Source organism: Pseudomonas sp. AFG_SD02_1510_Pfu_092, from assembly GCF_003331055.1.
Classification (GTDB): domain Bacteria; phylum Pseudomonadota; class Gammaproteobacteria; order Pseudomonadales; family Pseudomonadaceae; genus Aquipseudomonas.
This window is the reverse complement of record NZ_PUQD01000004.1, coordinates 125,384-150,905: the sequence shown is the minus strand read 5'-3', so window position 1 is coordinate 150,905 and position 25,522 is coordinate 125,384. Positions and strand designations below refer to the sequence as shown.

27 protein-coding genes are annotated in these 25,522 nt (G+C 65.1%); 13 read left to right on the top strand and 14 right to left on the bottom strand.

Going from position 1 to position 25,522, the window contains the following annotated elements:
* Positions 1-166: 166 nt before the first annotated feature.
* The 4 genes from C6A77_RS03725 to C6A77_RS03710 all read right to left on the bottom strand — a co-directional run bounded on the left by C6A77_RS03725 (position 167) and on the right by C6A77_RS03710 (position 3,526).
* Positions 167-499 carry a ribonuclease E inhibitor RraB gene (locus C6A77_RS03725; RefSeq protein ID WP_114168067.1) on the bottom strand — a complete coding sequence of 111 codons (333 nt, stop codon included), beginning with the start codon at positions 497-499 and terminating at the stop codon, positions 167-169.
* 175 nt (positions 500-674) lie between these two features.
* Positions 675-911 (bottom strand): hypothetical protein, encoded by a 237-nt coding sequence (locus C6A77_RS03720; protein WP_114168066.1) that lies wholly within the window; start codon positions 909-911, stop codon positions 675-677.
* A 169-nt stretch (positions 912-1,080) separates the two neighbouring features.
* Complete coding sequence (locus C6A77_RS03715) at positions 1,081-3,156, bottom strand: LTA synthase family protein (RefSeq protein ID WP_114168065.1); 2,076 nt, start codon at positions 3,154-3,156, stop codon at positions 1,081-1,083.
* A gap of 178 nt (positions 3,157-3,334) precedes the next feature.
* Positions 3,335-3,526 carry a PLD nuclease N-terminal domain-containing protein gene (locus tag C6A77_RS03710; RefSeq protein ID WP_114168064.1) on the bottom strand — a complete coding sequence of 64 codons (192 nt, stop codon included), beginning with the start codon at positions 3,524-3,526 and terminating at the stop codon, positions 3,335-3,337.
* Between the two features lie 126 nt (positions 3,527-3,652).
* Here C6A77_RS03710 and C6A77_RS03705 point away from each other — a divergent pair, with 126 nt between their 5' ends.
* Positions 3,653-4,591 carry a ZIP family metal transporter gene (locus C6A77_RS03705; protein WP_161959644.1) on the top strand — a complete coding sequence of 313 codons (939 nt, stop codon included), beginning with the start codon at positions 3,653-3,655 and terminating at the stop codon, positions 4,589-4,591.
* A gap of 124 nt (positions 4,592-4,715) precedes the next feature.
* On the opposite strand, the gene C6A77_RS03695 is transcribed toward C6A77_RS03705, so the two are convergent.
* Entirely contained in the window at positions 4,716-5,246 is a 531-nt protein-coding gene (locus tag C6A77_RS03695; protein WP_114168063.1) for a hypothetical protein, read from the bottom strand.
* 60 nt (positions 5,247-5,306) lie between these two features.
* Entirely contained in the window at positions 5,307-5,831 is a 525-nt protein-coding gene (locus C6A77_RS03690) for an ankyrin repeat domain-containing protein (protein WP_114168062.1), read from the bottom strand.
* 267 nt (positions 5,832-6,098) lie between these two features.
* Between C6A77_RS03690 and C6A77_RS03685 the strand changes: the two genes are divergently transcribed.
* The gene (locus C6A77_RS03685) at positions 6,099-6,371 is read left to right on the top strand and encodes a DUF3509 domain-containing protein (protein ID WP_114168061.1); all 273 of its coding nucleotides are present in this window, start codon (positions 6,099-6,101) and stop codon (positions 6,369-6,371) included.
* A gap of 94 nt (positions 6,372-6,465) precedes the next feature.
* On the opposite strand, the gene C6A77_RS03680 is transcribed toward C6A77_RS03685, so the two are convergent.
* From C6A77_RS03680 to aroC, 3 genes are all read right to left on the bottom strand, one after another.
* On the bottom strand, positions 6,466-7,002 hold the full coding sequence (locus C6A77_RS03680) for an oxidase (protein WP_114168060.1): 537 nt from the start codon (positions 7,000-7,002) through the stop codon (positions 6,466-6,468).
* On the bottom strand, positions 7,002-8,156 hold the full coding sequence (locus tag C6A77_RS03675) for an MFS transporter (protein ID WP_114168059.1): 1,155 nt from the start codon (positions 8,154-8,156) through the stop codon (positions 7,002-7,004). Before C6A77_RS03675 ends, C6A77_RS03680 begins: the two co-directional genes overlap by 1 nt.
* A 132-nt stretch (positions 8,157-8,288) precedes the next feature.
* Positions 8,289-9,380 (bottom strand): chorismate synthase, encoded by a 1,092-nt coding sequence (gene aroC, locus C6A77_RS03665; RefSeq protein ID WP_114168058.1) that lies wholly within the window; start codon positions 9,378-9,380, stop codon positions 8,289-8,291.
* Positions 9,381-9,510: 130 nt separating this feature from the next.
* Between aroC and C6A77_RS03660 the strand changes: the two genes are divergently transcribed.
* Together C6A77_RS03660 and C6A77_RS03655 are read left to right on the top strand one after the other, a co-directional pair.
* The gene (locus C6A77_RS03660; protein WP_114168057.1) at positions 9,511-10,473 is read left to right on the top strand and encodes an alpha/beta fold hydrolase; all 963 of its coding nucleotides are present in this window, start codon (positions 9,511-9,513) and stop codon (positions 10,471-10,473) included.
* 102 nt (positions 10,474-10,575) lie between these two features.
* Complete coding sequence (locus tag C6A77_RS03655; protein ID WP_114168056.1) at positions 10,576-11,358, top strand: hypothetical protein; 783 nt, start codon at positions 10,576-10,578, stop codon at positions 11,356-11,358.
* A gap of 109 nt (positions 11,359-11,467) precedes the next feature.
* Here C6A77_RS03655 and prmB read toward each other — a convergent pair whose 3' ends face one another.
* Positions 11,468-12,376: a 50S ribosomal protein L3 N(5)-glutamine methyltransferase gene (prmB, locus tag C6A77_RS03650; protein WP_114168055.1), complete on the bottom strand. Its 909-nt coding sequence runs from the start codon at positions 12,374-12,376 to the stop codon at positions 11,468-11,470.
* Between the two features lie 179 nt (positions 12,377-12,555).
* Here prmB and C6A77_RS03645 point away from each other — a divergent pair, with 179 nt between their 5' ends.
* The 5 genes from C6A77_RS03645 (at position 12,556) to C6A77_RS03625 (ending at position 15,259) form a co-directional block, all read left to right on the top strand.
* The gene (locus tag C6A77_RS03645; protein WP_063911663.1) at positions 12,556-13,146 is read left to right on the top strand and encodes a cysteine hydrolase family protein; all 591 of its coding nucleotides are present in this window, start codon (positions 12,556-12,558) and stop codon (positions 13,144-13,146) included.
* Between the two features lie 72 nt (positions 13,147-13,218).
* Positions 13,219-13,539, top strand: coding sequence for a hypothetical protein (locus C6A77_RS03640; protein WP_114168054.1), 321 nt, complete (start codon positions 13,219-13,221; stop codon positions 13,537-13,539).
* Positions 13,540-13,652: 113 nt separating this feature from the next.
* Positions 13,653-14,213 (top strand): Smr/MutS family protein, encoded by a 561-nt coding sequence (locus C6A77_RS03635; RefSeq protein ID WP_114168053.1) that lies wholly within the window; start codon positions 13,653-13,655, stop codon positions 14,211-14,213.
* Positions 14,214-14,283: 70 nt separating this feature from the next.
* Positions 14,284-14,829, top strand: coding sequence for a GTP cyclohydrolase I FolE (gene folE / locus C6A77_RS03630; protein WP_114168052.1), 546 nt, complete (start codon positions 14,284-14,286; stop codon positions 14,827-14,829).
* A gap of 58 nt (positions 14,830-14,887) precedes the next feature.
* Positions 14,888-15,259 carry a glutaredoxin gene (locus C6A77_RS03625; RefSeq protein ID WP_114168051.1) on the top strand — a complete coding sequence of 124 codons (372 nt, stop codon included), beginning with the start codon at positions 14,888-14,890 and terminating at the stop codon, positions 15,257-15,259.
* 129 nt (positions 15,260-15,388) lie between these two features.
* On the opposite strand, the gene C6A77_RS03615 is transcribed toward C6A77_RS03625, so the two are convergent.
* Positions 15,389-15,991: a glutathione S-transferase family protein gene (locus tag C6A77_RS03615; RefSeq protein WP_114168050.1), complete on the bottom strand. Its 603-nt coding sequence runs from the start codon at positions 15,989-15,991 to the stop codon at positions 15,389-15,391.
* A 144-nt stretch (positions 15,992-16,135) separates the two neighbouring features.
* On the opposite strand from C6A77_RS03615, the gene C6A77_RS03610 reads away from it, so the two are divergent.
* Positions 16,136-17,326: a benzoate/H(+) symporter BenE family transporter gene (locus tag C6A77_RS03610; RefSeq protein WP_114168049.1), complete on the top strand. Its 1,191-nt coding sequence runs from the start codon at positions 16,136-16,138 to the stop codon at positions 17,324-17,326.
* 143 nt (positions 17,327-17,469) lie between these two features.
* Here C6A77_RS03610 and C6A77_RS03605 read toward each other — a convergent pair whose 3' ends face one another.
* Both C6A77_RS03605 and C6A77_RS03600 read right to left on the bottom strand, forming a co-directional pair.
* Positions 17,470-19,410, bottom strand: a complete 1,941-nt coding sequence (locus C6A77_RS03605; RefSeq protein WP_114168048.1) for a methyl-accepting chemotaxis protein — start codon at positions 19,408-19,410, stop codon at positions 17,470-17,472.
* A gap of 116 nt (positions 19,411-19,526) precedes the next feature.
* Positions 19,527-20,924 (bottom strand): PLP-dependent aminotransferase family protein, encoded by a 1,398-nt coding sequence (locus C6A77_RS03600; protein WP_114168047.1) that lies wholly within the window; start codon positions 20,922-20,924, stop codon positions 19,527-19,529.
* A 224-nt stretch (positions 20,925-21,148) separates the two neighbouring features.
* On the opposite strand from C6A77_RS03600, the gene C6A77_RS03595 reads away from it, so the two are divergent.
* Positions 21,149-22,324: an MFS transporter gene (locus C6A77_RS03595; RefSeq protein WP_114168046.1), complete on the top strand. Its 1,176-nt coding sequence runs from the start codon at positions 21,149-21,151 to the stop codon at positions 22,322-22,324.
* A 41-nt stretch (positions 22,325-22,365) separates the two neighbouring features.
* On the opposite strand, the gene C6A77_RS03590 is transcribed toward C6A77_RS03595, so the two are convergent.
* Positions 22,366-23,127, bottom strand: coding sequence for an SDR family oxidoreductase (locus C6A77_RS03590; RefSeq protein ID WP_114168071.1), 762 nt, complete (start codon positions 23,125-23,127; stop codon positions 22,366-22,368).
* A gap of 188 nt (positions 23,128-23,315) precedes the next feature.
* Between C6A77_RS03590 and C6A77_RS03585 the strand changes: the two genes are divergently transcribed.
* Together C6A77_RS03585 and C6A77_RS03580 are read left to right on the top strand one after the other, a co-directional pair.
* Positions 23,316-24,317 (top strand): NADP-dependent oxidoreductase, encoded by a 1,002-nt coding sequence (locus C6A77_RS03585; protein ID WP_114168045.1) that lies wholly within the window; start codon positions 23,316-23,318, stop codon positions 24,315-24,317.
* A gap of 172 nt (positions 24,318-24,489) precedes the next feature.
* A complete protein-coding gene (locus C6A77_RS03580; protein ID WP_114168044.1) occupies positions 24,490-25,515 on the top strand; it encodes an acyltransferase family protein in 1,026 nt (341 codons plus the stop codon).
* Positions 25,516-25,522: the final 7 nt, after the last annotated feature.

Below are 25,522 nucleotides of genomic sequence, written 5' to 3'. Positions count from 1 at the left end.
GGCTGTGCCGGCCGGGTGGGGCGGGGGGGGCCCCCCCCCCCCCAAACGAAAAAAGAAAAAAAGGGGGAGAGGGGGGGGGGGGGGGGGGGGGGCCGCCCCCCCCCCCCCCCCCCCCCCCCGGGGGGGGGGGCGGGGCAACCCCCGCGAAGAAGGCAACACGAATCTGTCAGGCCAAGACCCGCTCCTGCTTGACCCCCCCCCCTTCCACCTCGCCCCCATACGGTGTCACCAGCTGCTCGAAGGCCTCTTCGAAGTCGCCAATCCCGCCATGGGTGGCGTACATGACCTTGCTCAGCTCCAGATGCCAGGCCCCGTCGCCCAGCTCCTTCACCTGGGCATTCAGCGACTCACCGCGAAACTGCCTGGCCGCACGGCGCGCCCCTGCTTCGTCGGGGAACACGGCATAGAACTCGATAGGGTGGATCTGGGTGAAGTCGAAACCGCCTGCCTTCATCTGACGCAGGACGTTGCTGCTGATATCGTCGTTCTGGCTGCTCATGAAACGTCCTCCTGAATAATGCGATGGATAGACTTTCCGTGCACTACGCACCTGCCGGCAGCGGCCGGGCAGTTCGAGCTGATGCAAGACGCGAAGGGATGCGGTGCCAACCTGCGGAAAAACAGGCACCTTTCACCAGCGTAGTGCCTGCCAGGGCACCACGCAAACGTGTGGTTCAGGGCGCTTCCTGGATACTGGTGATGGTCACGCCGCTCTGCTCCTTGAGCCAGCGTGCGGTGGGGGAAATGGTGCGGTCCTGGAAGTCGTTGAGGTCCAGCTCGTCCATCACCGGGAACAGGTGCGAACGAATGGCCCGCGCGGCGTCTTCTTCACTGGGGCGATGCTCGGCACGCAGTACCAGCGAGGATGGTTCGCCTTTCTGATCGGCAAAGATGACTTCCCACTCTTTCATTGAACGAGCCCTCTCAATCAAGGAAAACCAGGTGTGTGATACCTGAATTACTGACCTTGGGGTGGGAGGAATGTTCAGTCTGGTGGATTTGTGTCAGGCCCGTTCGCGGGCACGCCCGCTCCCACAACTACAAGCGGGAGGCGGGCGTGCTCGCCAACGCGGCGGCGGATTACTTCGGCGTGCCGTGCACCACGCCGGCAGTGTTGTCCAGCAGGCTCTTGGTCGCCGTCTGGATGAACGCTTCGAGCTTTTTCAGCATCTGCGGCTGGTCCGGGCTTTCGATCAGTTCGGCCTTGAACTCGCTGCCCAGCTGGTAGCGGTACATGCGCGGGGTCATGTCCTTGGACTCGATCAGGATACGGTCGCCCTGCACCAGGCCGACGATCTGCTCGCTGCCCGATGGCTTGATCATGCCCACGCCCTGGTCGCCCTCAGGCAGGTTGAGCAGGTCGCGGCCCCAGCACTGGTGACGGGCCTGGCCACCCAGGCGGCCCATGATGGTCGGCACGATGTCGACCTGGGTGCCGACGGTATGGTTGACCGCACCGAACTTCTCCTGGATGCCCGGGGCAATCAGCAGCAGCGGCACGTTGAAGCGGCCCAGGTCCAGTTCGGTGACCTGCTGGTGGTTGCCGAAGCCATGGTCGCCAACGATGACGAACAGGGTGTCCTTGAAGTACGGCTCCTTGCGCGCCTTCTCGAAGAACTGGCCCAGCGCCCAGTCCGAATAGCGCATGGCGGTCAGGTGCTCGTCCAGGCGACCCTGGCCGGTGACCTTCTCGACCGGCAGGTCTTTGGGCAGCGCGTATGGGGTGTGGTTGGACAAGGTCTGCAGCAGCGCGTAGATCGGCTTGTTGCCATCGTGTTTGGCCAGTTCCTCGTTGCCGCGGTCGAACATGTCCTGGTCGGACACGCCCCAGGTCGGGTCGGAGAACACCGGGTTGACGAAGTCGTTACGGCCGATGAAGGTGGTCATGCCCTGGTTGCCGAAGAACCCGGACTGGTTGTCCCAGGCAAAGTCGCCGTTGTAGACGTAGACGTCGTCGTAATCCCGGGCGCTGAGCAAGGCCGGCAGGCCGGACAGCTTGTGGCCGCCTTCCGGGGTCTGCATCAGGTATTCGAAACCTGGCAGGTTGGGGAAGCAGGCCATGGTGGCGAACATGCCCTGGTGGGTATGCGTGCCGTTGGAGAAGAAGCGGTCGAACAGCAGGCCTTCTTTGGCCAGTTTGTCGAAGTACGGGGTGATGTTGTTGGGGCTGCCAAGCGCACCGACCGAATGGCCGGCGAAGCTCTCCATCAGGATCACCACCACGTTCTTGATCGGCAGGGTGCGCTCGGCCGGCGGCACGAAGTCCCGGCGGATGGCAGCCTCGTCGGCATCGACCAGGGTGTCGTGGGCGGTCAGCAGTTGCTCACGCACGCTTTGCGTGGCCACATCCTGCTCCAGCACCGGCTTCCAGATATTGGCGCGGTCCTCGCCGAAGCGGCTCTTGGCGGCATCGATCAGGGTCAGGGTGCCGTTCAGGCCCAGCTGGTTGACGAAGTTGGAGTCGGTGGTGAAGGCGTCACCCCAGCGCATCGGCGGGCCCTGACGCAGGGTGCCACGGGCAGCGACCACGGCCACCAGCAGAATCACCATGAACACCGCCAGGCGGTTGTACCAGGGCGCCACGCGGCGCTGCAGGGTGACCTGGCCGGCGCCATCGTCACGGGTAAGGCGGTCGATGCCCTTGAACAGCAGGCTCAGCAGCCAGGTACCGAACAGCCAGGCCAGCAGGTAGCGCACCACCGGGAAGCCGTACCAGAGCATGCTCAGCACGGTTTTCGGGTCTTCCTTGATGTACTGGAACACCAGGCCGTTGAGGCGCTGGTGGAACTCGCGGTAGAAGTCCAGCTCCATCAGGCCGAGGAACATCACCACGCTCGAGGTGATGGTCAGCCAGAACCGGAACACCCCACGCCGGGCCATGGCCCAGGGGCTGAGGATGGCCAGCAGCAGCGGAATGCTGAGGTACACCACGACCCGCAGGTCGAAGCGCAGGCCGTTGAGGAAACCTTCAGCGACGGTCGCATAGGGGGTTTCGCCGATCATGTCGCTGTTGTAGACCAGCAGCGCGAGGCGCACGAGGCTGAGCATCAACATGATCACCAGGCCGCTGAGCAGCGTGTAGGCCAGGTGGGATTTCAGGGTCGGCGAGAACGACGCTCGCGCGCTCCGTTGCTTCAAGGCATCCGGGTTAGCCATGAATGGGAAGGTCCTAGGATTGCGGGTTTGCGGAGATGGCGCAGGTATATACCAACGCAGCATTGTGCGGGTGCGGATTCTGTTTAAACCAATGTGAAAATTTTGTCACGGGGGTGTTGCGGCTTTTGTCTGTACGGGCGCTTCGCGAGCGCGCCCGCGAAGCGCCCGCCCCCGGCATTCACAGGCGCACATTCCCCCGCGGCCCGGCAATCGCCCAGATCACCAGGCCTACTACCGGCAACAAGGCGATCAGCAGAATCCACAACACCTTGATGCCCACCTCGCTGCTGCTCTTGATCACATTGACGATGGCCCAGATATCCAGCGCCAGGATAATCAGCCCGACCAGGCTATTGAACGTCGAACCCATGCCTAAACTCCTGTCCAGAGGCTTTGCTGCACAGCATAGCCGGCTATCACATCGATAGAAGGGAATCCTTGGCCGTTTGCGCGGGTCACTGCTTAAACTGCTCCATCCAACGATTTCGAGGTTGCCATGCCACCCGCACACACCCACAGCATCGCCCTGCCCTCGCCCGTCAGCGTCTGGCGCCAACAGATGCAGGCCAACCCGTGGATCGGCGCCGGCCTGGCCCTGAGCCTGCTGGCGGTGTTGGCACTGCTGGGGGCGAGCCTGTGGAACGCGGTGAACGGCGACCACGCGGAAAACCTGCACCTGGCCGCACTGGGCGGGCTGTCAGGGTTTGGCGCCACCGCGCTGGGGGCGGTGCTGGCGGTGGTGCTGCGTGATGTGAAGGCGCGCACGCAGGATGTGATGCTGGGCTTTGCCGCCGGCATGATGCTGGCGGCCAGTTCGTTTTCATTGATCTTGCCGGGCCTGGATGCGGCCCGGGAGATTACCGGCAACGGCCCGGCGGCGGCCTTTACCGTGGTGCTGGGCATGGGCCTGGGGGTGTTGCTGATGCTCGGCCTGGACCGCTTCACCCCGCATGAACACGAGAGCACCGGCCCGTGCGGCCCCGAGGCCGAGCGCATCAGCCGGGTGTGGCTGTTCGTGCTGGCGATTACCTTGCACAACCTGCCGGAAGGCATGGCCATCGGCGTGAGCTTTGCCAATGGCGACATGAACATCGGCCTGCCGCTGACCAGCGCCATCGCCATCCAGGACATCCCCGAGGGGCTGGCCGTGGCGCTGGCCTTGCGCGCCACCGGTTTGTCGAGCCTGAAAGCCGCGCTGGTGGCGATCGGCTCGGGGCTGATGGAGCCACTGGGGGCGGTGATCGGCCTGGGGATCTCCACCGGCTTTGCCTTGGCCTACCCGGTGAGCATGGGGCTGGCTGCGGGGGCGATGATCTTCGTGGTGAGCCACGAGGTGATCCCCGAAACCCACCGCAATGGCCACCAGACGGCGGCGACGCTGGGGTTGATGGGTGGGTTTGCGGTGATGATGTTTCTGGATACGGCGCTGGGCTGAGGCTTTGGGTTGCCTGTGCCGGCCTCTTCGCGGGCTTGCCCGCTCCCACAGGTATTCCACCGCCCTCAGGCCCAGTGATTATCCTGTGGGAGCGGGCATGCCCGCGAATAAGCAAAAGATGAAATCAGATGTGGACGGCGACCTTCAGCGCTTCCAGGGCCGGCTCGACCTTGATGCCGACCTCGGCGCCCAGCTCCAGCACCCGCGCCAGGTCCTTGTGCCCCACCATCACCATCTGCAGCTCGTCATCCAGCAACTGGCTGAAATTCAGCAGCACATAGCCCCCCGCTTCTTTGTTCAACGCGCCCAGCTGCACCTGAATGCGATTGAGCGCGGTCAGTGGCTCGGTGCGGGCCAGTTGCTTGGGCTTGAGGGTGAACGGCACGCTCTGGTCGAACGAGTCGCTGATTTGCTGGAACAGCGCCTGGTAGCTGTCGGCCTGGAACACCACGGTGTCCGGCAGGCTGCCCAGCACCACCCATTCGCCCAGCGGGATGGGGAAGCTGTCGTCGTAGTTGATGTCGGGGTTGGCCGCCAGGAAGGCGGCCGGGTCGGCGTAGGCCTGGGCGGCCTCGGCGGCGATGCGCTCGATGTCTTCCTCGCGCATGCAGCCAGCGCCAATGAGGCTGATGAATTCGAGCAACTGAGTTTTCATGAACAGGGGCCTGCAACGGGTGAAAAGTCGCCAAGGATAGCCGCAAATGGCCCCTGACGGTTAGCCGGCCAGCGCTTGCAGGCGTGCCGCGGCGTCCACCGCCCCCATGGTTTGCGCCGCCATCAGCGCGGTGCTGCCACGGGCGTCCTGATGGGCCGGGTCGGCGCCCTGGGCCAGCAGATACTCGAGGATTTCACTGCGGTTGAACATGGCCGCCAGCATCAGTGCGGTGCGCCCGTCCTGCGCGGCGGCGTCCACCGGCACGCCGCTTTCCAGCAACAGGCGAATCATCGCCAGGTCGCCCTTGAACGCGGCACCAGCGATGGGCAACTGGCCGTTATCGTTGGCCAGCAGCGGGTCGGCGCCATGCGCCAGCAGCACGCGCACGGCCTCGTGGTGCCCGTGGTAGCTGGCCAGCATCAGCAGGGTATCGCCCTTGTGGTTGCGCAGGTTGGCCGGCAGGCCACTGGCAAGCAGGCGCCCGAGCATGTCGGCATCGCCCTGGCGGGCGCGTTCGAACACCTGCTCGGCGAACGCGACGGTTTCGTCTTCGGTCATGCTGGCGGGCGCGGTTTGGGTGGACATCGGGAACCTCCTGGCCTAAATGATTGCCCAAGTGTTTGTCAGGCCCTGGTTGCCGGTCAAAGGTTCCGTTTCTATCGAGCCGATAGGCAGCAAGCGGACCGTGCAAAATGCACTGTGCAAAATGCACGACCATGCAGCCTGCACGGTCCGATTATTTGACAGACCATCCAACTTGTTGAATTTAAAGGATTTTTACAAAATCGACGTCTTGGCACGGTGGCTGCAATCTATTTCTTCACGATTGCCACCAACCTGCCAGGAGTTGATATGGACCTCATCCAGGAAAAGTTCGTTTCGGTATTTCCGGCCTACCAGGTGAATACCCAGGCCCGACCCGACGGCGGTGTGCTGCTGACCCTGCGCGCTGCGGATGGCACGGTCACCCGCCGGGTACTGACCTATGCACAACTGCACAGCGCCGAGCAGCTGTCTTGGGCGATCAGTGCGATTCGCCGGGATTTGGCCGAGCAGGCCAGTGAACTGCCAGTGATTTCGATGCTGCAAAGCCAGCAACGGTTTGCCTTGCCGACCTATCGCTGAGTTTTGTCTTGGCTGATCCGGCCTCTTCGCGGGCTTGCCCGCTCCCACAGAAATTGTAGGAGCGGGCAAGCCCGCGAAGAGTCCGGCAAAGCCATCAGAGTTCGTCGATACCCAGAAACGCCCGCGCTGTCACATCCCCGGTAAAGCGTGGCTGTGCCCCTTGTTCACTGCCGTACAGGCGCAACGCCAGGCAAAACGGCACATCGCCCAGCTCCACCCAGCGCCGGGTGCCCGCCGGCACCAGCAGCTGGTCACCCCTCTCGCACAGCACCGAATACACCTCATCGCCCAAACGCAGGCCAACCTGCGCCCGCCCGCTGATCACGGCGAACAGCTCTTCGGCGTCATGCACATGCTCGTCGCGCACATCCACCTGCGCCGGGTCCTCACCGTCACGGTTGAGCACCACGAAGGCCGCGCTGCCATGCGCGGTCATCAGTTGATCCAGATAACCCTGACAGGCGCCCAGTACCTCGTCGGCGGCGGTGCCCGGGCGCACGCGCAGGCCATGCTCGGCATGGGCAAGGCGCACACCGTGCTCGGCCAGGGTAGCGGCGATGTCGTCGTGGTGGGTCAGCACCTTGTTCGGCTGTTGCGGGCTGGAGGCGTGGAAAACGCTGAGAATGCTCATCAGGGGCGGGTCCTGGTCGATTGCGAACAAAGGGCAATGATAACGGCTGCGGCCAAGGCTGCGGCACTGGCCATACCAAAGGTGAAGGCAGGCCCCAGCAGCTTCCAGCTGTAGCCCGAATACAACGCCCCCAACGCACCGCCGGTGCCCGACAGCGCCGCATACAGCGCTTGCCCCTGGCCCTGCTGACGGGCGCCGAAGCTGGCCTGGACGAACGCGATGCTGGCCGCATGGAAGCAGCCGAAGGTGGCGGCGTGCAACACCTGGGCGAACACCAGCACAGCCGGTTCGCCAGCCAGGTTACCCAGCAACAGCCAGCGCAGGGCAGCCAACACGAAGCTGGCCAGCAGCACCCGCTGTACGGAAAAGCGCGCGAAAATGCGGCTCATGGCCATGAACACCAGTACTTCAGCGACCACCCCCAGCGCCCACAGCAAGCCGATGGCGCCGCGGCTGTAGCCCAGGTGCTCCAGGTGCAGGGTGAGAAACGTGTAATACGGCCCATGGCTGAGCTGCATCAGCGCCACGCAGATATAGAACGCCACTACCCCGGGGGCCCGCAGCTGCTGCACGAAGCCGCCGGCACTGCTGCGCTCGCCCTGCTCCAGCGGCTGGGCATTGGGCACCCACAGGCTGGCAGCGACGATGCCGGCCATGATCGTGACCAGCGCCACCGGGTAGATATCCAGGCTCAGCCACTCGAACAGCCGGCCCAGGCCGACCACGGTGAGGATGAAGCCGATCGAGCCCCACAGGCGCACCTGGCTGTAGCGTGCGGTCTGCCCGTGCAGGTGGGCCAGGGTGATGACCTCGAACTGCGGCAGCACGGCATGCCAGAAGAACGCGTGCAGGGCCATGACCAGCGCCAGCCAGGCGTAGCTTTGCTCAACGAAGATCAGGGCGAAGGTGGCCAGGGTCGACAGCGCGCCCAGGCGCACGATCAACAGGCGCTGGCCGCTGCGGTCGCCCAGCCAGCCCCACAGGTTGGGGGCGACGCAGCGCATCAGCATGGGGATGGCCACCAGCTCGCCGATGCGCGCCGGGGAAAAGCCCAGGTGGTCGAAATACAGCGCCAGGAACGGCGCGGTGGAACCGAGCAGGGCGAAGTAGAACAGGTAGAAGCTGGACAGGCGCCAGTAGGGGATCGGGGGCATGGGATGGCCTTGTGAGAACCTGGGCCGGCCCCTTCGCGGGTGAACCCGCTCCCACAGGGACTGCGCCAAGCCTGAGGGCAGCGCTATACCTGTGGGAGCGGGTTTACCCGCGAAAGGGCTGGTGCAGGCAGATCAGAGCTGGCCCAGCACCGGGGTATTCACCTTGACCTCGGCATTCTGCGCGCGGTGGCGCAGCAGGTGGTCCATCAGCACGATGGCCATCATCGCCTCGGCGATCGGTGTGGCGCGAATGCCCACGCAGGGGTCGTGGCGGCCTTTGGTGATGACGTCCACCGGGTTGCCGTCGACGTCGATCGAGCGGCCCGGGGTGGTGATGCTGGAGGTCGGTTTCAGTGCCAGGTGGGCAACGATCGGCTGGCCCGAGGAAATACCGCCGAGGATGCCACCCGCGTTGTTGCTGAGGAAACCTTGCGGAGTCAGCTCGTCACGGTGCTCGGTGCCACGCTGGGCGACGCTGGCGAAGCCGGCGCCGATTTCCACCCCCTTGACCGCGTTGATGCTCATCAGCGCGTGGGCCAGTTCCGCGTCGAGGCGGTCGAAGATCGGCTCGCCCAGGCCCGGCATCACGCCTTCGGCGACCACGGTGATTTTCGCCCCTACCGAATCCTGGTCACGGCGCAGCTGGTCCATGTACGCCTCCAGCTCCGGCACCTTGCTCGGGTCGGGGCTGAAGAAGGCGTTCTGCTCGACCGACTCCCAGCCCTTGAAGGGGATTTCGATCGGGCCAAGCTGGCTCATGTAGCCGCGCACGGTGATGCCCTGGGAGGCCAGGTACTTCTTGGCGATGGCCCCGGCGGCCACGCGCATGGCGGTTTCGCGGGCCGAGCTGCGGCCACCGCCGCGGTAGTCGCGGATGCCGTACTTGTGGTGGTAGGTGTAATCGGCGTGGGCCGGGCGGAATAGGTCCTTGATCGCCGAATAGTCCTTGGACTTCTGGTCGGTGTTGCGGATCAGCAGGCCGATCGAGCACCCGGTGGTACGGCCTTCAAACACCCCGGAAAGGATCTCCACCTCGTCGGCTTCCTGACGCTGGGTGGTGTGCCGGCTGGTGCCGGGCTTGCGCCGGTCGAGGTCATGCTGCAGGTCGGCGAGGGAAATTTCCAGGCCGGGTGGGCATCCATCGACAATGGCGACCAACGCCGGGCCATGGCTCTCGCCAGCGGTGGTGACAGTGAACAGCTTGCCGTAGGTATTGCCGGACATGGACGCTCCGCGAGATCTGCCTGAAGTGAACGAAAGCGGCAGTATACAGATGGATCGTCCGCCTGTGCGGGCCTCTTCGAACCTTCCCGCGAACACTGGGTCAAACCGACATCTCCCCATGTAGTACCGCATGATGTCGCGCATCGTCGCCCTGTTCCTCCTGCTGTGCACCGGCCTGGCCCAGGCCGCCGCCCCCAGCGTGCTGCAACGCCCGATCGACCTCGACACCGGCCAGGGGGTGCTGCACGGCAGCCTGCTGCTGCCGCAACAGGCCACCCCGCCACCGGTGGTGCTGATCATCGCCGGCTCCGGCCCCACCGACCGCGACGGCAACAACCCGGCATCCGGCCGGGTCGACAACCTCAAGCGCCTGGCCCTGCTGCTGGCCAACGAGCACATCGCCAGCGTGCGCTACGACAAGCGCGGTGTGGCCGCCAGCCAGCCGGCGGCCCCCGACGAACGCGACCTCAGCGTGGAGCGCTACGTGGCCGATGTGGTTGCCTGGAGCCACAAGCTCAAGGCCGACCCGCGCTTTGGCCCGCTGATCCTGATCGGCCATAGCGAAGGCGCCCTGATCGCCAGCCTCGCCGCTGAACAGGCTGGCGCCAGTGCGGTGATCACCCTGGCCGGCAGCGGCCGGCCGATCGCCGAGGTGCTGCGCGAACAACTGGCCCAGCGCCTGTCGCCTGCGCAACTGGCCGGGGGCAGCGCCCTGCTCGACCGCTTGCAGGCCGGGCAAACCAGCCTGGCGGTGCCCGCGCCACTGCGCCAGGTGTTCCGCCCCAGCGTGCAGCCCTACCTGATTTCGCTGTTCCGGCAGAACCCGGCGGCAGCCTTCGCCCGCCTGCCGATGCCTGCCCTGATCGTGCAGGGGCGCAACGATGTGCAGGTGGATGTGGCCGACGCCGAGCGGTTGAAGGCGGCCAAGCCGGATGCGCAGCTGGTGCTGATCGATGGCATGAACCACATGCTGCGCATCAGCCCCAAGGCGATGAGCGCGCAGCGCGACAGCTACCTCAACCCCGAACTGCCGCTGGCGCGCGAGCTGGGCGAGCGGATTGTCACGTTCATCCAGCATTTGCCTTCTGCCTGACCCTCAGGTCTTGCCCGGGACGGCCGATAATTTCGGTATTGGCGGAAATTCGGGGCCGCTTGCGCCCCCCATACCGCATGCCCGTATCCAAGGACCAACCTGATGACAACTGCCCCCGCCGCCGTAGAACCGGCCGAAGAGCCCGAGGAAAGCGTCGCCCTGCCCTGGGCCGAGCTGGCCGTCGAACATTTCCAGTTGCTGCGCCTGGCCCCTCTGCCCACCGACCGCAACACTGGCGCACGGCCGCTGCGCTTCGTGCAGTTTGGCTATGCCGAACGCCACGACAAGGACCACAGCCTGTTGCGCATGGAAATCCAGCTGCCCGGGCAGAAGGTGCACAAGGAACAGAACCGCCTGGACATTCGCGTCGACCACACCGAGCGCCTGGTGCGCATCGGCAATGAGCATGGCCTGCAACTGGAGCCGCTGAACCGAGGCCTGGGCCGCTTCCTGCTGGCCCAGGCCGCGCAGTGGCTGCAGCGCAAGTGGTCGCACTACCGGGTCGAAGGCAGGAAGCTGCCGAGCAAGGATGCGCTCAACGAAGACTCACGCCTGCGCCGCGATCACTGCCTGCGCGGGGTGGGTATCGAGGTGGAGTACGAAGACAACCAGCACCTGAAAGGCCGCACCGTGGAAATGACGGTGGGCCAGCTCAAGGGCGCGTGGAACAGCGAGCGCGTGCAGCGGGTGGAGATCCTCGATGCCGCCAGCCTGTTGCAGCAGGCTGACCAGCAGTTGCAGGAGAAGGAAGGGCAACTGCGCGAGCGCGACGAGCGGGTGGCCAAGTACCAGCGTGAAGACAGCGGGTTGCGCTTTACCATCACCTGCCTGGTGGCGTTTGCGGTGTTCCAGGCGGGGCTGCTGATCTGGATTGCCACGCGCTGAGACTGCGTCGCCTGCTTCGCGGGCGCGCCCGCTCCCACAGCTACCCCACTGTCCTCAAGTCCAGTGATATCCCTGTGGGAGTGGGCGTGCCCGCGAAGAGGCCCTGGAATCAGACCCGGCCCTTGAACAGTTCCTGATGCTGGCGGCACTGCTCGGCCGTCAGCATGAACACGCCATGGCCGCCGCGCTCGAACTCCAGCCAGGCAAAATCCACCTCCGGGTACAGCGCCTCGACATGCACCTGGCTGTTACCCACCTCGACAATCAGCAAGCCCTTGTCGGTCAGGTGGTCGGCGGCCTCGGCCAGCATGCGCCGCACCAGGTCCAGACCATCGTTGCCGCAAGCCAGGCCCAGCTCCGGCTCGTGGTGGTACTCGGCCGGCATGTCGTCGAAGTCTTCGGCATCGACATACGGCGGGTTGGACAGGATCAGATCGAAACGCTGCCCCGGCAAACCGCCGAAGCCGTCGCCCTGCACGGTGTACACGCGGCCATCCAGGCCGTGGCGTTCGATGTTCTGGTTGGCCACTTCGAGGGCCTCGAACGACAGGTCGGCCAGCACCACCTCGGCCTCGGGGAACACGTCGGCGGCAACGATGCCGATGCAGCCGGAGCCGGTGCACAGGTCGAGAATGCGCGCCGGCTCGCTCGCCAGCCACGGCTCGAAGCGCTTTTCGATCAGCTCGCCAATCGGTGAACGCGGCACCAGCACACGCGGGTCGACGATGAACGACATGCCGCAGAACCAGGCTTCGCCAAGCAGGTAGGCCGCCGGCACGCGTTCTTCGATACGGCGCTTGAGCAGGTGCTGCAGGCGCACCCGTTCGTCATCTTCGAGCATGCAGTCCAGGTAGCTGTCGGCCACCTCCCATGGCAGGTGCACCGCACCCAGCACCAGCAGGCGCGCCTCGTCCCAGGCGTTGTCGGCACCGTGGCCGAAGAACAGGTCGTGCTCGTGGAAGCGGCTGACCGCCCAGCGGATGTAGTCGCGCAGCGTGCGCAGACGGGATGTGATCACGGGGTACTCCTAATTCAGACCGGACAAAAGTCTAACAGCCCCACCCGCACATTTGTTCCTTTGCCTGGCCCAATGGCAGCCACAAGCCAGTAATCATGCCACTTGCGTTGTCAACCATTCCCATTGGCGCCAAGGCAGGGGACAATAGGTATACAAAAGCCCTATCCAAGGAGCCCTTGATGTCCGTTCCAACCACGATGTTCCGCCTCACTGGCCGCGACTACCCGCCGGCCAAGCTGAGCCACGCCAGCCTGATCATCATCGATGCGCAAAAGGAGTACCTCAGCGGGCCCCTGGCGCTGTCGGGCATGGACGAGGCCGTGGCCAACATCGCCAGGTTGCTCGACGCTGCGCGCAAGAGCGGCCGTCCGATCATCCATGTTCGTCACCTGGGCACTGTCGGTGGCCGCTTCGACCCCCAGGGGCCGGCTGGCCAGTTCATTCCCGGGCTGGAGCCGCTGGAAGGCGAAATCGTCATCGAAAAGCGCATGCCCAACGCATTCAAGAACACCAAGCTGCACGAAACCCTCCAGGAGCTGGGCCACCTGGACCTGATCGTCTGCGGTTTCATGAGCCATTCCAGCGTCAGCACCACCGTCCGCCGCGCCAAGGACTATGGTTACCGCTGCACGCTGGTGGAAGACGCTTCGGCAACGCGCGACCTGGCATTCAAGGATGGGGTGATCCCGGCCGCGCAGATTCACCAGTGTGAGATGGCCGTGATGGCCGACAATTTCGCCTGCGTGGCGCCCACCGCCAGCCTGATCTGACCGCCCGGCAGCCGGGCGGAACCCGATGGGCGGCGCCCGGTCGAATTCCGGATATCCACCGAGGAGAGCGGAATGAAGCTCAAAGGCAGTTTCGACGCCAAGCGCCTGCGCCCGCGCGAGCCGCGTAACTGGGGTGCGCGCCTGGCGGCCGGCCTGTCGGCCCTGCTGGCAACGTTGGGCGTGCTGCTGGCCATGGCCGGTGTCGCCGGCCTGCTGGGCAACTACCCTGCCCTGGCGGAACTCAATGCCAACAAGCCGTTGTCCAGCGTATTGAGCCTGGCCGGCTTGCTGCTGCTGTGGCTGGGCGTGCGCTTCTGGCGACGCAGCCGCATTCGCCTGCGCCGCGGGCGCGAGCTGAACCTGTCGCCGCACCTGATGAAGAAGCATGATTGATGGTGTTGTGTCGGCTGATTTCCCTGTGGGAGCGGGCGTGCCCGCGAAGAGGCCGGCACAGGCTGCACAAGGCCGCGCAGTCGCGTAAACTACGCCGCCCACGTGGAGGCATCATGCAAGACGACGATTTTTCCCTGTTCAAGGCCGAAGTGCGCGGCGTCAAGCCGATCCGCCACGACCGCGCCGAAGTCGGCAAGCCCAAGGCCGACCGCCAGCAGCTGGCCGGCCTGCGCCAGGCGGCGACCGTGCGCAGTGACAAGGCGCTGGTGATCGACGGCATGTCCGACCAGTTCGTCATCGATGTAGGCGCCGAAGACGAGCTGCTGTGGCGCCGCGATGGCGTGCAGGAAGGCCAGTTGCGCAAGCTGAAGCTGGGGCAGATCGCGTTCGAGGGCAGCCTCGACCTGCACGGCATGACCGTGGAAAAGGCCCGCGAAACCCTGTGGGACTTCATCGCCGAAGCCACCCGCCTGGAAGTGCGCTGCGTGCGGGTGACCCACGGCAAGGCCGCGCGCCTGGACGGCAAGCGCCCGATGATCAAGAGCCACGTCAACACCTGGCTGCGCCAGCACCCGCAGGTGCTCGGTTTTGCTTCATGCAGCGCCCGCCACGGTGGCACCGGCGCAGTGTATGTGATGCTCAAGCGAACCATGCTCGAAGGCCGCGACGAGTAACGCCGCGCTTGCAGCGCCGCCCGCACCGCCGTAACCTTCGTTTTTGCGATTTTTTCCCACAGGTAGATCCATGTCCCTGGAACAGAACTACACCGAGATCCTCAGCCAGATTGGCGAGGACGTCTCCCGTGAGGGCCTGCTCGACACGCCCAAGCGGGCTGCAAAGGCGATGAAGTACCTTTGCCGCGGTTATGAGCAAACACTGGAAGAAGTCACCAACAACGCGCTGTTCAGCTCTGACAACAGCGAAATGGTGCTGGTCCGGGACATCGAGCTGTATTCGATGTGCGAACACCACATGCTGCCGTTCATCGGCAAGGCGCACGTGGCCTACCTGCCCAAGGGCAAGGTACTGGGCCTGTCGAAGGTGGCGCGCATCGTCGACATGTACGCCCGCCGCCTGCAGATTCAGGAAAACCTCAGCCGCCAGATCGCCGAGGCCGTGCAGCAGGTCACCGGTGCCGCCGGCGTGGCCGTGGTGATCGAGGCCAAGCACATGTGCATGATGATGCGCGGCGTCGAAAAGCAGAACTCGAGCATGATCACTTCGGTGATGCTCGGTGAGTTCCGCGAGAACGCCGCCACCCGCAGCGAGTTCCTCAGCCTGATCAAGTGACTGGCTGCTGACCCAAGCCGACCCCGCCGGGTCGGCTTTTGCATTTCAGGAGTTGCCCATGTTCGTCAAAGCCCTGCGGGTTGGCCTCGGCCAGCTCATCGTGTTCGGCGACTGGATCAGCCGCCCGGCCAAGCGCAAGCGCGACGCCGCCGCCCAGGCCCGCGTCGAGCAAGCGGCCAAGGGCCTGGCGCTGTACCAGTTCCATGCCTGCCCGTTCTGCGTCAAGACCCGCCGCACCCTGCACCGCCTGAACGTACCGGTGGCGCTGCGCGATGCCAAGAACGACCCGGTGCACCGCCAGGCCCTGCAGGAAGGTGGCGGCCGGGTGAAAGTGCCGTGCCTGCGCATTGAAGAAGCGGGCAAGGTGACCTGGATGTATGAATCCAAGGCGATCATTGCCTACCTGGATGAGCGGTTTGCTTCGGCCTGAGGGGTTGTAGGCGGCCTGTGCTGGCCTCTTCGCGGGCTCGCCCGCTCCCACAGGATCACCACAAGGCTGAAATTGTGGAATACCTGTGGGAGCGGGCATGCCCGCGAAGAGACCGGCACAGGCTAAAGATCACCCCACCATCGGCACATGCCGCGGGTGGCTGCTGACCCGCTCCAGCCAGGCCCGTACCGCCGGGTAATCGGCCAGGTCGAACCCGCCCTGCTGCGCCACATGGGTGTAGGCATACAACGCCACATCGGCAATCGAATAGTGCTCGCCGACCAGGTACGGGGTCATCTGCAACTGCCGCTCCATCACTCTCAGCGCCTTGTAGCCGCCCTTGTGCAGCTTGCGGTATTCCTCGACACGCTCATCGGGCAGCCCCAGATAGAACTGGATGAAGCGCGCCACGGCAATGTACGGCTCATGGCTGTACTGCTCGAAGAACTGCCACTGCAACACCTGGGTACGCAGGCGCGGCTCGGTGGGCAGGAACTCGCTGCCGTCGGCCAGGAAGTTGAGAATGGCATTGGATTCCCACAGGTAGCTGCCGTCCTCCAGCTCCAGCACCGGTACCTTGCCGTTGGGGTTCTTCGCCAGAAACTCGGGCGTTTCGGTCTCACCCTTGAGAATGTCCACCGGCAGCCATTCATAAGGCCGGCCAAGCAGGCTCAACATCAGTTTGACCTTGTAGCAGTTACCCGACTGGTAGTCGCCATAGACCTTGTACATCGCCCTTCCACTCCCAAGCAGTTCTGCATTTGCGCCCAATAGTTGGCGACTGTACGGCTAAAAGCAATGGCCGCTGTATGGCAAGGATCGATCTTGCGCGCTGTAGTCTGAAAAAACTGCTTACACCTTTACAAGGATTTGTTCATGACAGACGCCACATCCGCACGCCTGCGGCCCCTGGCAGACAGCTCGCCATCGGCGGTGGTCGCCGGTTTCATCGCCATGCTCACCGGCTATACCAGCTCGCTGGTGCTGATGTTCCAGGCCGGCCAGGCGGCGGGCCTGACCAGCGCGCAGATTTCCTCCTGGATCTGGGCGTTGTCGATCGGCATGGCGGTGTGCAGCATTGGCCTGTCGCTGCGTTATCGCACGCCCATCACCGTGGCCTGGTCCACCCCCGGCGCTGCGTTGCTGATCACCAGCCTGGGCGGCGTCAGCTACGGCGAGGCGATCGGCGCCTACATCACCTGCGCCGTGCTGGTGCTGATCTGCGGCCTGACCGGCAGCTTCGAACGGCTGGTCAAGCGCATCCCGGCGTCACTGGCTTCGGCGCTGCTGGCTGGCATCCTGTTCAAGATCGGCAGCGAAATCTTCGTCGCAGCGCAGCACCGCACCTTGCTGGTAGTGGGCATGTTCTTCAGCTACCTGCTGGTCAAGCGCCTGTCGCCGCGTTACTGCGTGCTGGCCGCGTTGCTGGTCGGCACGCTGTTGTCCGGCGCCCTTGGCCTGCTGGATTTCAGCGGCTTCCGCCTGGAAGCGGCGACGCCGGTGTGGACCACGCCAAGCTTCTCGCTGGCGGCGACCATCAGCATCGGCCTGCCGCTGTTCGTGGTGGCGATGACCTCGCAGAACATGCCGGGGGTGGCCGTGCTGCGCGCGGACGGCTACCAGGTACCCGCCTCGCCACTGATTTCGGCGACCGGCTTCGCCTCGCTGCTGCTGGCGCCGTTTGGCTCGCACGGGGTCAACCTGGCGGCGATCAGCGCAGCGATCTGCACCGGGCCGCATGCCCATGAAGACCCGGCCAAGCGCTATACCGCTGCGGTGTGGTGCGGGGTTTTCTACGGCATTGCCGGGGTGTTCGGCGCGACCCTGGCGGCGTTGTTCGCGGCGCTGCCGAAAGAACTTGTGCTGTCGATTGCCGCGCTGGCGTTGTTCGGCTCGATCATGAACGGGCTGACCGTGGCCATGAGCGAAGCGCGTGAGCGTGAGGCGGCGTTGATCACCTTCATGGTCACGGCTTCGGGGCTGACGTTGTTCTCGATCGGCTCGGCGTTCTGGGGGATCGTGGCGGGGGTGGTGACCTTGATGATCCTCAACCCGCGCAAGGTGTGAAGGTAGTTGTTGCCTGTGCTGGCCTCTTCGCGGGTGAACCCGCTCCCACAGGGATCACATAACATTCAGTCCTGTGGTATTCCTGTGGGAGCGGGTTCACCCGCGAAGAGGCCGGTACAGGCAGCACCAGGCCCTGGCCTGAATCACAACCTGAAATGCCCCACCATCCCCTTCAGATCAACCCCCAGCTGCGCCAGTTCGACACTCGAGCGAGCATTGTCCTGCATCGCCAGTGCCGCCTGATCGGCGCTGCCGCGTATCTGCGTGACACTGCGGCTGATCTCTTCCGCCACCGAGCTCTGCTGCTCGGCCGCCGCGGCAATCTGCTGGTTCATCTGCTGGATCAATGACACCGCCGCGGCAATGCTGCCCAGCGCGCTTTCGGTCTGCAGCGCATCGGCCACCGCCAGGCGCACCAGCTCGGTGCTGCCACGAATCTGCGCCACCGACTGCTGGGCATTGCCGCGCAGGCTGGCGACCAGGGTCTCGATCTGCTCGGTAGATTGCCGGGTACGCCGCGCCAGCGCCCGCACCTCGTCGGCCACCACGGCGAAGCCACGGCCCTGTTCACCGGCCCGGGCGGCCTCTATCGCGGCATTCAGCGCTAGCAGGTTGGTCTGCTCGGCCACGCTCTTGATCACTTCCAGCACATCGCCAATGGTGTGAATTTCGGCACTGAGGCTATCGATACCAGCGCTGGCGGTTTCCGCCGCGGCCGCCAACTGTTCGATACGCTGCATGCTCTGGCGCACCACCTGCTGCCCGGAGTCCACTTTGTCATCCGCAGCCTGGGCCGCCTGCGCCGCCTCTTCGGCGTTGCGCGCCACATCGTGCACGGTGGCGGTCATCTGCTGCATGGCCGTGGCTACCTGCTCGGTCTCTTCCTTCTGGCTGCCGACCTCGCGGTTGGTCTGCTCGGTCACCGCCGACAGCGCCTGGGCACTGCCGGCCAGTTGCTCGATGCCCTGCTGCAGGCCACTGACGATGCCCGACAGGCCCGCCGCCATCTGCTGCATGGCCTGCATCAGCTGGCCGACTTCGTCGCGGCGCGGCGCCTGGGCATCGAAGCCAAGTTCGCCAGCGGCAATGCGCTGGGCGCGGGCAATCACATGCTTGAGCGGCCCGACCACGGCGCGGGTGATCAGCCAACCCGCCAGCACGCCCACCAGCAGCGCCAGGGCGGTGGCCAGGCCGATGGCCACGGCATTGCGTTGCAGTTCGCCCTGCAGCGCCTGCTGCTGCCCGAGGTAAGCCTGATCGACGCGCCCGGTGACCTGCTCGGCACTGGCCTGCAACTGCGCCTTCAGCCCCTGCTCGCGCGCCAGCTGGTCGGTGTATTCGTTGAGTTTTTCCGAGAAGCTGGCAATGTGCCCCGCCACTTCACCCAGCACGCTCTGGTAGCCGGCATCGCCGACCGCGCTTTGCAGCTGGCCGACCAGGCTGGCCGCCTCGACGGTCTGGGCGATGCGCTCCTGGCTGACGCCCTCCTCGCCCTTGCGGCTCTTTTCCAGGCGTACCCGCGCTTCGTCCATGGCCTGCAGCATCAGCCGCGACACCTGCGCCACTTGCGCGGCCTGTTCGAGGAATTCGCCGCCCTGCTGGCCCTGGGACTGCTTGAGGGTATACACGCCATCATCGGCCAGGCCGGCCTGCAGCACATCGAGGTTGTTGGCCACGCTGGACACCGACCAGCTGGCCATGTCCAGCGCCAGCTCCTTGGCCTGCACCGCCTCGACAAAGGCTTCGAAGGCCTGGCCATAGGCCGTCAGGTCGGCTTCCGTCGCCGCCAGCGCCGGCAGGCCACGGGCGCGTTCGCTCAGGCCCTGCAGGCCACTGCGCAAGGCCTCGGCCTGCTGCATGTCGGAACGCAGGGCAAAGGCCTGCTCGTGCTGTCGCAAGCGCAGCAGGTCGGTATTGAACTGGGCCAGCTGGCGCAGGCTGTCGAAGCGCTGGCCAACACTGTGCAACGCGGCAATGCCGATGGCCGCCACCGCCAGGGTCAGCAGCAACACCAGGGCGAAGCCCAGGCCGAGTTTGCGGGCCATGCCCAGGTTGGCCAGCATACCGTGCTTGCTCGCGCCCATGCCGATTCCCCTTCTGCGTGCGAGGTTATCCCGAAGGCCAAGGGTGGCAACGTTGCCAGCCGCTGAACAAGGGCCTGACAGCAGAATAGTGTCAAATAGCTACGAGTGTGTCGCTATCAGCTTTGCGGAGGTCGCCCTGCATGCTGAAGGAAGGCCTGGGCGCGGGCGTCCTGCCCATAGGCGACATTGATGCGCAACCAGGCGCTGGCCGCGCCCTGGTAATCGAAGGCGCTGCCGGGGGTGAGCAGCACCTGGTGTTGCAGGGCCAGGCGCTCGAGGCTGGCGAAATCCCGGCCCTGCACGCGGGCCCAGACGAACATGCCACCGTAGGGCTCGCAGAACGCCTGCCAGCCCGCCTGCTCCAACTGGCCGAGCAGCCTGGCCATGGCCTGCCCCAGGCGCACGCGCAGGCGCTGCACGCTCTTGCGGTAGCTGCCACTGGCCAGCATCTGCCCCACGACTTGCTCGGCAAAGCGCGAGGTGCCGATGCCGCTGACCATCTTCAACTCGGCCAGCCGCCCCAGCAACGCCGGCTCGGCCACCAGGTAGCCGACCCGCAGCGAGCTGCTGAGGGTTTTCGAAAAGCTGGCCATGTAGATGACCCGCTGCTCGCTGTCTAGGGTGGCCAGGCGGGTGACCGGGCCCTCCTGGAAGTCGGCGTAGATATCGTCCTCGATCAGCCGCAGGTCGTGCTCGCGGGCCAGCTCCAGCAGGCGGTAGGCGACCTTCGGCGTCAGGCTGGTACCGGTGGGGTTGTGGTACAGGCTGTTGACGAACAGGCAGCGCGGCTTGTGCGTGGCCAGCAGGGTTTCGAGGCTGGCCAGGTCCGGGCCGTCGACCGCGCGCGGCACCGGTAGCATGTGGATCTGATGTTGGCGCAGCAGGTTGTACAGGTTGTAGTAGCCGGGGTTTTCCACCAGCACCGTGTCGCCCGGGCGCAGCAGGGTGCGCACCAGCAGGTCGAGGCCGTGGCTGGCGCCATGGGTGGTGAGGATGCGTTCCGGGCCGGCGGCGATGCCCTGCCGGGCCAGGCGCTTGTGCAACTGCTGGCGCAGGCTGGCCAGGCCCAGGGGCGGGCTGTAGTCGAACAGGTCCTGTGGGTCGCCACGGCTGACCTGGCGCACGGCCTGGGCCAGCTCGGTGCTGGCGCGCCAGCTGCTGGGCAGCCAGCCGCAACCCAGCTTGAGCAACTGCTCATGGCCTTCACGAAATTGCCGCCAGCTGCCATCGGCGGCTTCGCCCCAGGGCTGGGCGTCTTCCAGTGCCTGGCCGGGTGTGCGCTCGGCGACGAAAAAGCCGGTGCCGTGCCGCGCCTCCAGCCAGCCGCTGGCGACCAGGCGGTCGTAAGCCTCGATCACGCAGGACGCGCTGACTGCCTGGCTGCTGGCCAAGGCCCGGATCGAAGGCAGGCGCGCGCCGGGGCGCAGGCGTTGCTGGTCGATCCAGGCTTGCAGGTGGTCGGTGAGTTGCTGCACCAGAGGGGTGCTGCTGGCGCGGTCGAGGGCGAAGTGCATGGCAAGTGTTCGCTGGTTTTGAGCGAACAGTAAAGCATAAAAGGGTCGGTGGTGTGTCTGGTGGGTGGTGTGAGCCAAAGATCAAAGTGAGCAGGCCCGGCCCTTTCGCGGGTAAACCCGCTCCCACAGGGATAGCACCCAGCCTGAGAACAATGCTGAACCTGTGGGAGCGGGTTTACCCGCGAAAGCGCCCGAACAGCCACCAGAAAACCAGGATTCCTCCCATGCCTTCCGCCCCCTCCCGCCTGGCCTTCGCCCTCTGCCTCATCACTCTGGCAGTCAACCTCCCGGCCCCGCTCTACATCACCTACGCCGACCTGTCCGGCCAGGGCGCGGCCGCCACGGCGATTGCCTTCTCCGGCTACGTGCTGGGCGTACTGCCCGTGCTGCTGGCGCTGGGCGGCCTGGCCGACCGGGTCGGGCGCCGGCCGCTGATTGTGGCCGCCCTGGCCTTGTCGATGGTCGCCACCGGGTTGATGGTGCTGGCTCCCAGCCTGCACACCCTCGGCCTGGCGCGCATGTGCCTGGGCCTGGGCACAGGCTTGGCCACCGCCACGGCGACCGCCTACATGGGCGAGCTGATGGGCAGCGAGCACGGCCCCCGCGCCGCCACCTGGGTCACCGCCAGCACTTCGCTGGGCTTTGGCCTGGGCGCGGCGCTGACCAGCCTGTTTCTGCTGCGCGGCCCGAGCCTGGCCCCGGGCAGTTTCCACCTGCAGCTGCTGCTGGCGGCGGTAGCGATCGTGCTGGTGTGGCGCCTGCCCGACCCACGCCCGGCCCAACGCACCCCCATGCTGCGCCTGCCCAGCTACCCGCGTGGCAGCGTGAGCCATGGCCTGGCCATCTTGCTGGCGTGGGCCTGCTCGGGGCTGGTGATCGCCCTGCTGCCGGGCATCCTGCGCCAGCATGGGCTCAGCGCCTGGTCGGGGTTCTCGACCTTCTGCGTGATTAGCTGCGGATTGCTGTTCCAGCCAATGGCGCGGCGCCTGCACAGCCGGTCGGCCACCATGGCAGGGCTGGCGATACTGCCATGCGGCTATGCCGTGCTGGCCTGGGGGGCGGATAGCGGGCAGCTTGGCGTGGTACTGCTGGGAGCGGTGGCGGCCAGCAGTGCGTGCTACGGGTTCATCTACCTGGGCGGGCTGGCGGCGGTGAACCAGCTGGCCGGCAGCGAAAAAACCCGGGCCAGTGCCGGGTTCTTCCTGCTGGCGTACCTGGGGTTCAGCTTGCCGGTGATCTTCACCGGACTGCTGAGCGACCGGCTGGGCTCGCGACTGGCCCTGCTGGTGTTTGGTGGGGTGTTGCTGGTGGGCTGTGTGGCGGTTGGGTTGGCGTTGTGGTGGTCTGCAAGGGCCTCTTCGCGGGCTCGCCCGCTCCCACAGCAATCGCACTCGATGTGAACTGCGGGCAAGCCGGCGAAGAACGCCCTGCCGATATCGGCTCAAATCGCCGTAGCCCCACCATCCACCGTCAGGCAGTGCCCGGTGGTAAACGCCGCGCCGTCGCTGCACAGGTACAGCACCGCGCTGGCAATTTCCTCGACCTTGCCAATGCGCCCCACCGGGTGCATTGCGGCGGCGAACTCGGCCTTGCGCGGGTCGGCCTGGTAGGCGCGGCGGAACATGTCGGTGTCGATCACCGCCGGGCACACCGCGTTCACGCGGATGCCCTTCTTGGCATACTCGATGGCCGCCGACTTGGTCAGGCCGATCACCGCATGTTTCGAGGCGCTGTAGATGCTCATCTTCGGCGCTGCCCCCAGCCCGGCCACCGACGCGGTATTGACGATGGCGCCACCGCCCTGGGCCAGTAACAACGGCAGCTGGTACTTCATGCACAGCCATACGCCCTTGACGTTGACGCCCATGATGGCATCGAACTGCGCCTCGCTACCCTCGGCCAGGCGGCCCTGCTCAATCTCGATACCGGCGTTGTTGTAGGCGTAGTCCAGGCGGCCATACGCAGCGATCAGGCGCTCGTGCAACTGGCGCACCTCGGCATCGCGGGTAACGTCACAGGCAATGAACAGCGCCTCGCCGCCGGTCGCGCGGATCAAGGCCACGGTGGCCTCGCCACCGGCGGGGTCGAGGTCGGCCACCACCACCTTCAGGCCCTCCTTGGCGAAAGCCAGGGCAGTTGCCCGGCCAATGCCTGCGGCGCCGCCGGTGACCAGGGCTACCTGGCCGGAAAAGGTCATGCTCATCACGTGCTCCAAAGCGTGCTGGGTGGGGCTCAGAGCATAGTCAGCGACCACCCGGCCAGGCAGCATCATCACGCCACCGGTTGGGCTACCATGCTTGTCAGTGATGTTGAGCACCTGCCGGGATCAACAGGGTAGATTTGACCCCTACGCCAATACCCACCCTTTTCCACTGCCCACAAGGACCCGCCATGACCCAGACCAACCGCCGCTTCCTGCTCGCCAAACGCCCGGTCGGCGCCGTGCGCCGTGACGACTTCAGTTTCGAAAGCGTGCCCGCCGAACAACCCGGCGAAGGCCAGGTGCTGGTGCGCAACCTGTACCTCTCGCTGGACCCGGCCATGCGTGGCTGGATGAACGAAGGCAAGTCCTACATCCCGCCCGTGGCCCTGGGCCAGGTGATGCGCGCGCTGGGCGTTGGCGAGGTGGTGGCCTCCAACCACCCCGCCTACAAACCGGGCGACCATGTAAGCGGCGCCCTTGGCGTGCAGGACTACTTCACCGGCGATGCTCAGGGCCTGCACAAGATCGACCCGAACCTCGCGCCCCTGCCCCGCTACCTGTCGGCGCTGGGCATGACCGGCATGACCGCCTACTTCGCCCTGCTCGAGGTTGGCCAGCCCAAAGCCGGCGACACCGTGGTCATTTCAGGCGCCGCGGGTGCGGTGGGCAGCATTGTCGGGCAGATCGCCAAAATCAAAGGCTGCCGCGTGGTCGGCATTGCCGGGGGTGCCGAGAAGTGCCAGTACCTGAAAGACGAACTGGGCTTCGACGGGGTGATCGACTACAAGGCCGAAGACCTGCTGGCCGGCCTGAAGCGCGAATGCCCGAAAGGCGTGGACGTGTACTTCGACAACGTCGGCGGCGAGATCCTTGACGCCGTGCTGACCCGCATCAACTTCAAGGCGCGCATCGTGATTTGCGGCGCGATCAGCCAGTACAACAACAAGGAAGCGGTGAAAGGCCCGGCCAACTACCTGTCGCTGCTGGTGAACCGCGCGCGCATGGAAGGCTTTGTGGTGATGGATCACGCCAAGGATTATGGCAAAGCCGCGCTGGAGATCGCCGGCTGGCTGGCCAGCGGGCAGGTGAAAAGCAAGGAAGATGTGGTGGAAGGCCTGGAGACGTTCCCGGAGACCTTGCTCAAGCTGTTCAAGGGGGAGAACTTTGGCAAGTTGGTGCTGAAGGTTTGACACTTGGTCGCCACCTGTGGGATCACCCGGCCCCACAGGTGGTGCGCTTTGCTTGAAATTCGACACTGGACTGTGTTGTGGCAGTTTCGCCGCTTGCAGTTTCCGCCACCCTATCTAGATTCAGGCATCCACAAGCACCCATTGCGCAAGGCAGCGAAAAGGTGGCAACTGAATGCAGCAACGTTTTTATGCCGGGCTGGATTTTTGCAGGATCGTAGCCTGTTTGATGGTCGTACTGCTCCACATCGCTTCGGCCGCAACAGCACGACTGGATGACAACTGGATGTCATCCAACCTCTACAACTCGCTGGTACGGTCTTGCGTACCGCTATTCCTGATGCTGTCCGGCGCCCTGCTCCTGAACCGGGCAGAAGGTGCCGTCACGTTCTACCGGAAGCGATTCGTGCGCATACTGCCGCCGCTGGTGTTCTGGTCTGCGTTCTATGCGCTGTGGCGGACCACGATGGGCATCGGATATGGCAGCCTTTGGCAAACCGCCCTGGCGATGCTTCAAGGCCCCGTCTACTACCACCTGTGGTACTTGTACACGATTATCGGCATCTATTTGTTCATGCCGTACATGGCAAAGATCTACCAGCATTCCGGACCACAGGAAAAGCGGGTGTTCCTGGGCCTGTGGCTGATAGTCAGCTGCCTGCTCCCCACCATCGCGCAGCTCGTCCCGGCGCTAGCCAACCTGACCAGTACCTTTGAATTGTTCTCGTTCATGGGGTTTGCCGGTTACGCATTTTTGGGGGCTTACGTATTCGAGCACATTCGCCTGTATGGCCCAGGCAACGCCTTGCTCAACCTTGGCGGGTTCCTCATTGCCGGCGTCCTGACAGCCACCGCAACCCACTATCTGTCGGTGCAGCAAGGCTTGCCTAGCCAGGTCTTCTATTCCTATGTATCACCGCTGGTAGTGCTGGCCGCTATCTGCGCCTTCCGCCTACTGCTCGCGCTGGGCGGACAATTGGTACAGCACAGCAAGCTACTGGCCGAGCTGTCAGGCTGCACACTTGGGCTTTACTGCTTGCACGTATTCATGATGAACAGGGCCAGCATCTACTATGGGCCGCTGATCGAGGGGCATTCGCTGGCATGGCTGATACCGCTATTGGCGGTGGGGGTATTTGTGCTGACATTGCTACCGATTTATTTGGCAAGGCTGATCAAGCCATTGCGTGCCTTGATCTGAAAAAGGC

What these genes read in the sequence shown, in the direction of transcription:
- C6A77_RS03725 (WP_114168067.1), bottom strand. Translation starts at nt 499, where the DNA reads ATGAGCAGCCAGAACGACGATATCAGCAGCAACGTCCTGCGTCAGATG.
- C6A77_RS03720 (WP_114168066.1), bottom strand. Translation starts at nt 911, where the DNA reads ATGAAAGAGTGGGAAGTCATCTTTGCCGATCAGAAAGGCGAACCATCC.
- C6A77_RS03715 (WP_114168065.1), bottom strand. Translation starts at nt 3,156, where the DNA reads ATGGCTAACCCGGATGCCTTGAAGCAACGGAGCGCGCGAGCGTCGTTC.
- C6A77_RS03710 (WP_114168064.1), bottom strand. Translation starts at nt 3,526, where the DNA reads ATGGGTTCGACGTTCAATAGCCTGGTCGGGCTGATTATCCTGGCGCTG.
- C6A77_RS03705 (WP_161959644.1), top strand. Translation starts at nt 3,653, where the DNA reads ATGCCACCCGCACACACCCACAGCATCGCCCTGCCCTCGCCCGTCAGC.
- C6A77_RS03695 (WP_114168063.1), bottom strand. Translation starts at nt 5,246, where the DNA reads ATGAAAACTCAGTTGCTCGAATTCATCAGCCTCATTGGCGCTGGCTGC.
- C6A77_RS03690 (WP_114168062.1), bottom strand. Translation starts at nt 5,831, where the DNA reads ATGTCCACCCAAACCGCGCCCGCCAGCATGACCGAAGACGAAACCGTC.
- C6A77_RS03685 (WP_114168061.1), top strand. Translation starts at nt 6,099, where the DNA reads ATGGACCTCATCCAGGAAAAGTTCGTTTCGGTATTTCCGGCCTACCAG.
- C6A77_RS03680 (WP_114168060.1), bottom strand. Translation starts at nt 7,002, where the DNA reads ATGAGCATTCTCAGCGTTTTCCACGCCTCCAGCCCGCAACAGCCGAAC.
- C6A77_RS03675 (WP_114168059.1), bottom strand. Translation starts at nt 8,156, where the DNA reads ATGCCCCCGATCCCCTACTGGCGCCTGTCCAGCTTCTACCTGTTCTAC.
- aroC (WP_114168058.1), bottom strand. Translation starts at nt 9,380, where the DNA reads ATGTCCGGCAATACCTACGGCAAGCTGTTCACTGTCACCACCGCTGGC.
- C6A77_RS03660 (WP_114168057.1), top strand. Translation starts at nt 9,511, where the DNA reads ATGATGTCGCGCATCGTCGCCCTGTTCCTCCTGCTGTGCACCGGCCTG.
- C6A77_RS03655 (WP_114168056.1), top strand. Translation starts at nt 10,576, where the DNA reads ATGACAACTGCCCCCGCCGCCGTAGAACCGGCCGAAGAGCCCGAGGAA.
- C6A77_RS03645 (WP_063911663.1), top strand. Translation starts at nt 12,556, where the DNA reads ATGTCCGTTCCAACCACGATGTTCCGCCTCACTGGCCGCGACTACCCG.
- C6A77_RS03640 (WP_114168054.1), top strand. Translation starts at nt 13,219, where the DNA reads ATGAAGCTCAAAGGCAGTTTCGACGCCAAGCGCCTGCGCCCGCGCGAG.
- C6A77_RS03635 (WP_114168053.1), top strand. Translation starts at nt 13,653, where the DNA reads ATGCAAGACGACGATTTTTCCCTGTTCAAGGCCGAAGTGCGCGGCGTC.
- folE (WP_114168052.1), top strand. Translation starts at nt 14,284, where the DNA reads ATGTCCCTGGAACAGAACTACACCGAGATCCTCAGCCAGATTGGCGAG.
- C6A77_RS03625 (WP_114168051.1), top strand. Translation starts at nt 14,888, where the DNA reads ATGTTCGTCAAAGCCCTGCGGGTTGGCCTCGGCCAGCTCATCGTGTTC.
- C6A77_RS03615 (WP_114168050.1), bottom strand. Translation starts at nt 15,991, where the DNA reads ATGTACAAGGTCTATGGCGACTACCAGTCGGGTAACTGCTACAAGGTC.
- C6A77_RS03610 (WP_114168049.1), top strand. Translation starts at nt 16,136, where the DNA reads ATGACAGACGCCACATCCGCACGCCTGCGGCCCCTGGCAGACAGCTCG.
- C6A77_RS03605 (WP_114168048.1), bottom strand. Translation starts at nt 19,410, where the DNA reads ATGGGCGCGAGCAAGCACGGTATGCTGGCCAACCTGGGCATGGCCCGC.
- C6A77_RS03600 (WP_114168047.1), bottom strand. Translation starts at nt 20,924, where the DNA reads ATGCACTTCGCCCTCGACCGCGCCAGCAGCACCCCTCTGGTGCAGCAA.
- C6A77_RS03595 (WP_114168046.1), top strand. Translation starts at nt 21,149, where the DNA reads ATGCCTTCCGCCCCCTCCCGCCTGGCCTTCGCCCTCTGCCTCATCACT.
- C6A77_RS03590 (WP_114168071.1), bottom strand. Translation starts at nt 23,127, where the DNA reads ATGAGCATGACCTTTTCCGGCCAGGTAGCCCTGGTCACCGGCGGCGCC.
- C6A77_RS03585 (WP_114168045.1), top strand. Translation starts at nt 23,316, where the DNA reads ATGACCCAGACCAACCGCCGCTTCCTGCTCGCCAAACGCCCGGTCGGC.
- C6A77_RS03580 (WP_114168044.1), top strand. Translation starts at nt 24,490, where the DNA reads ATGCAGCAACGTTTTTATGCCGGGCTGGATTTTTGCAGGATCGTAGCC.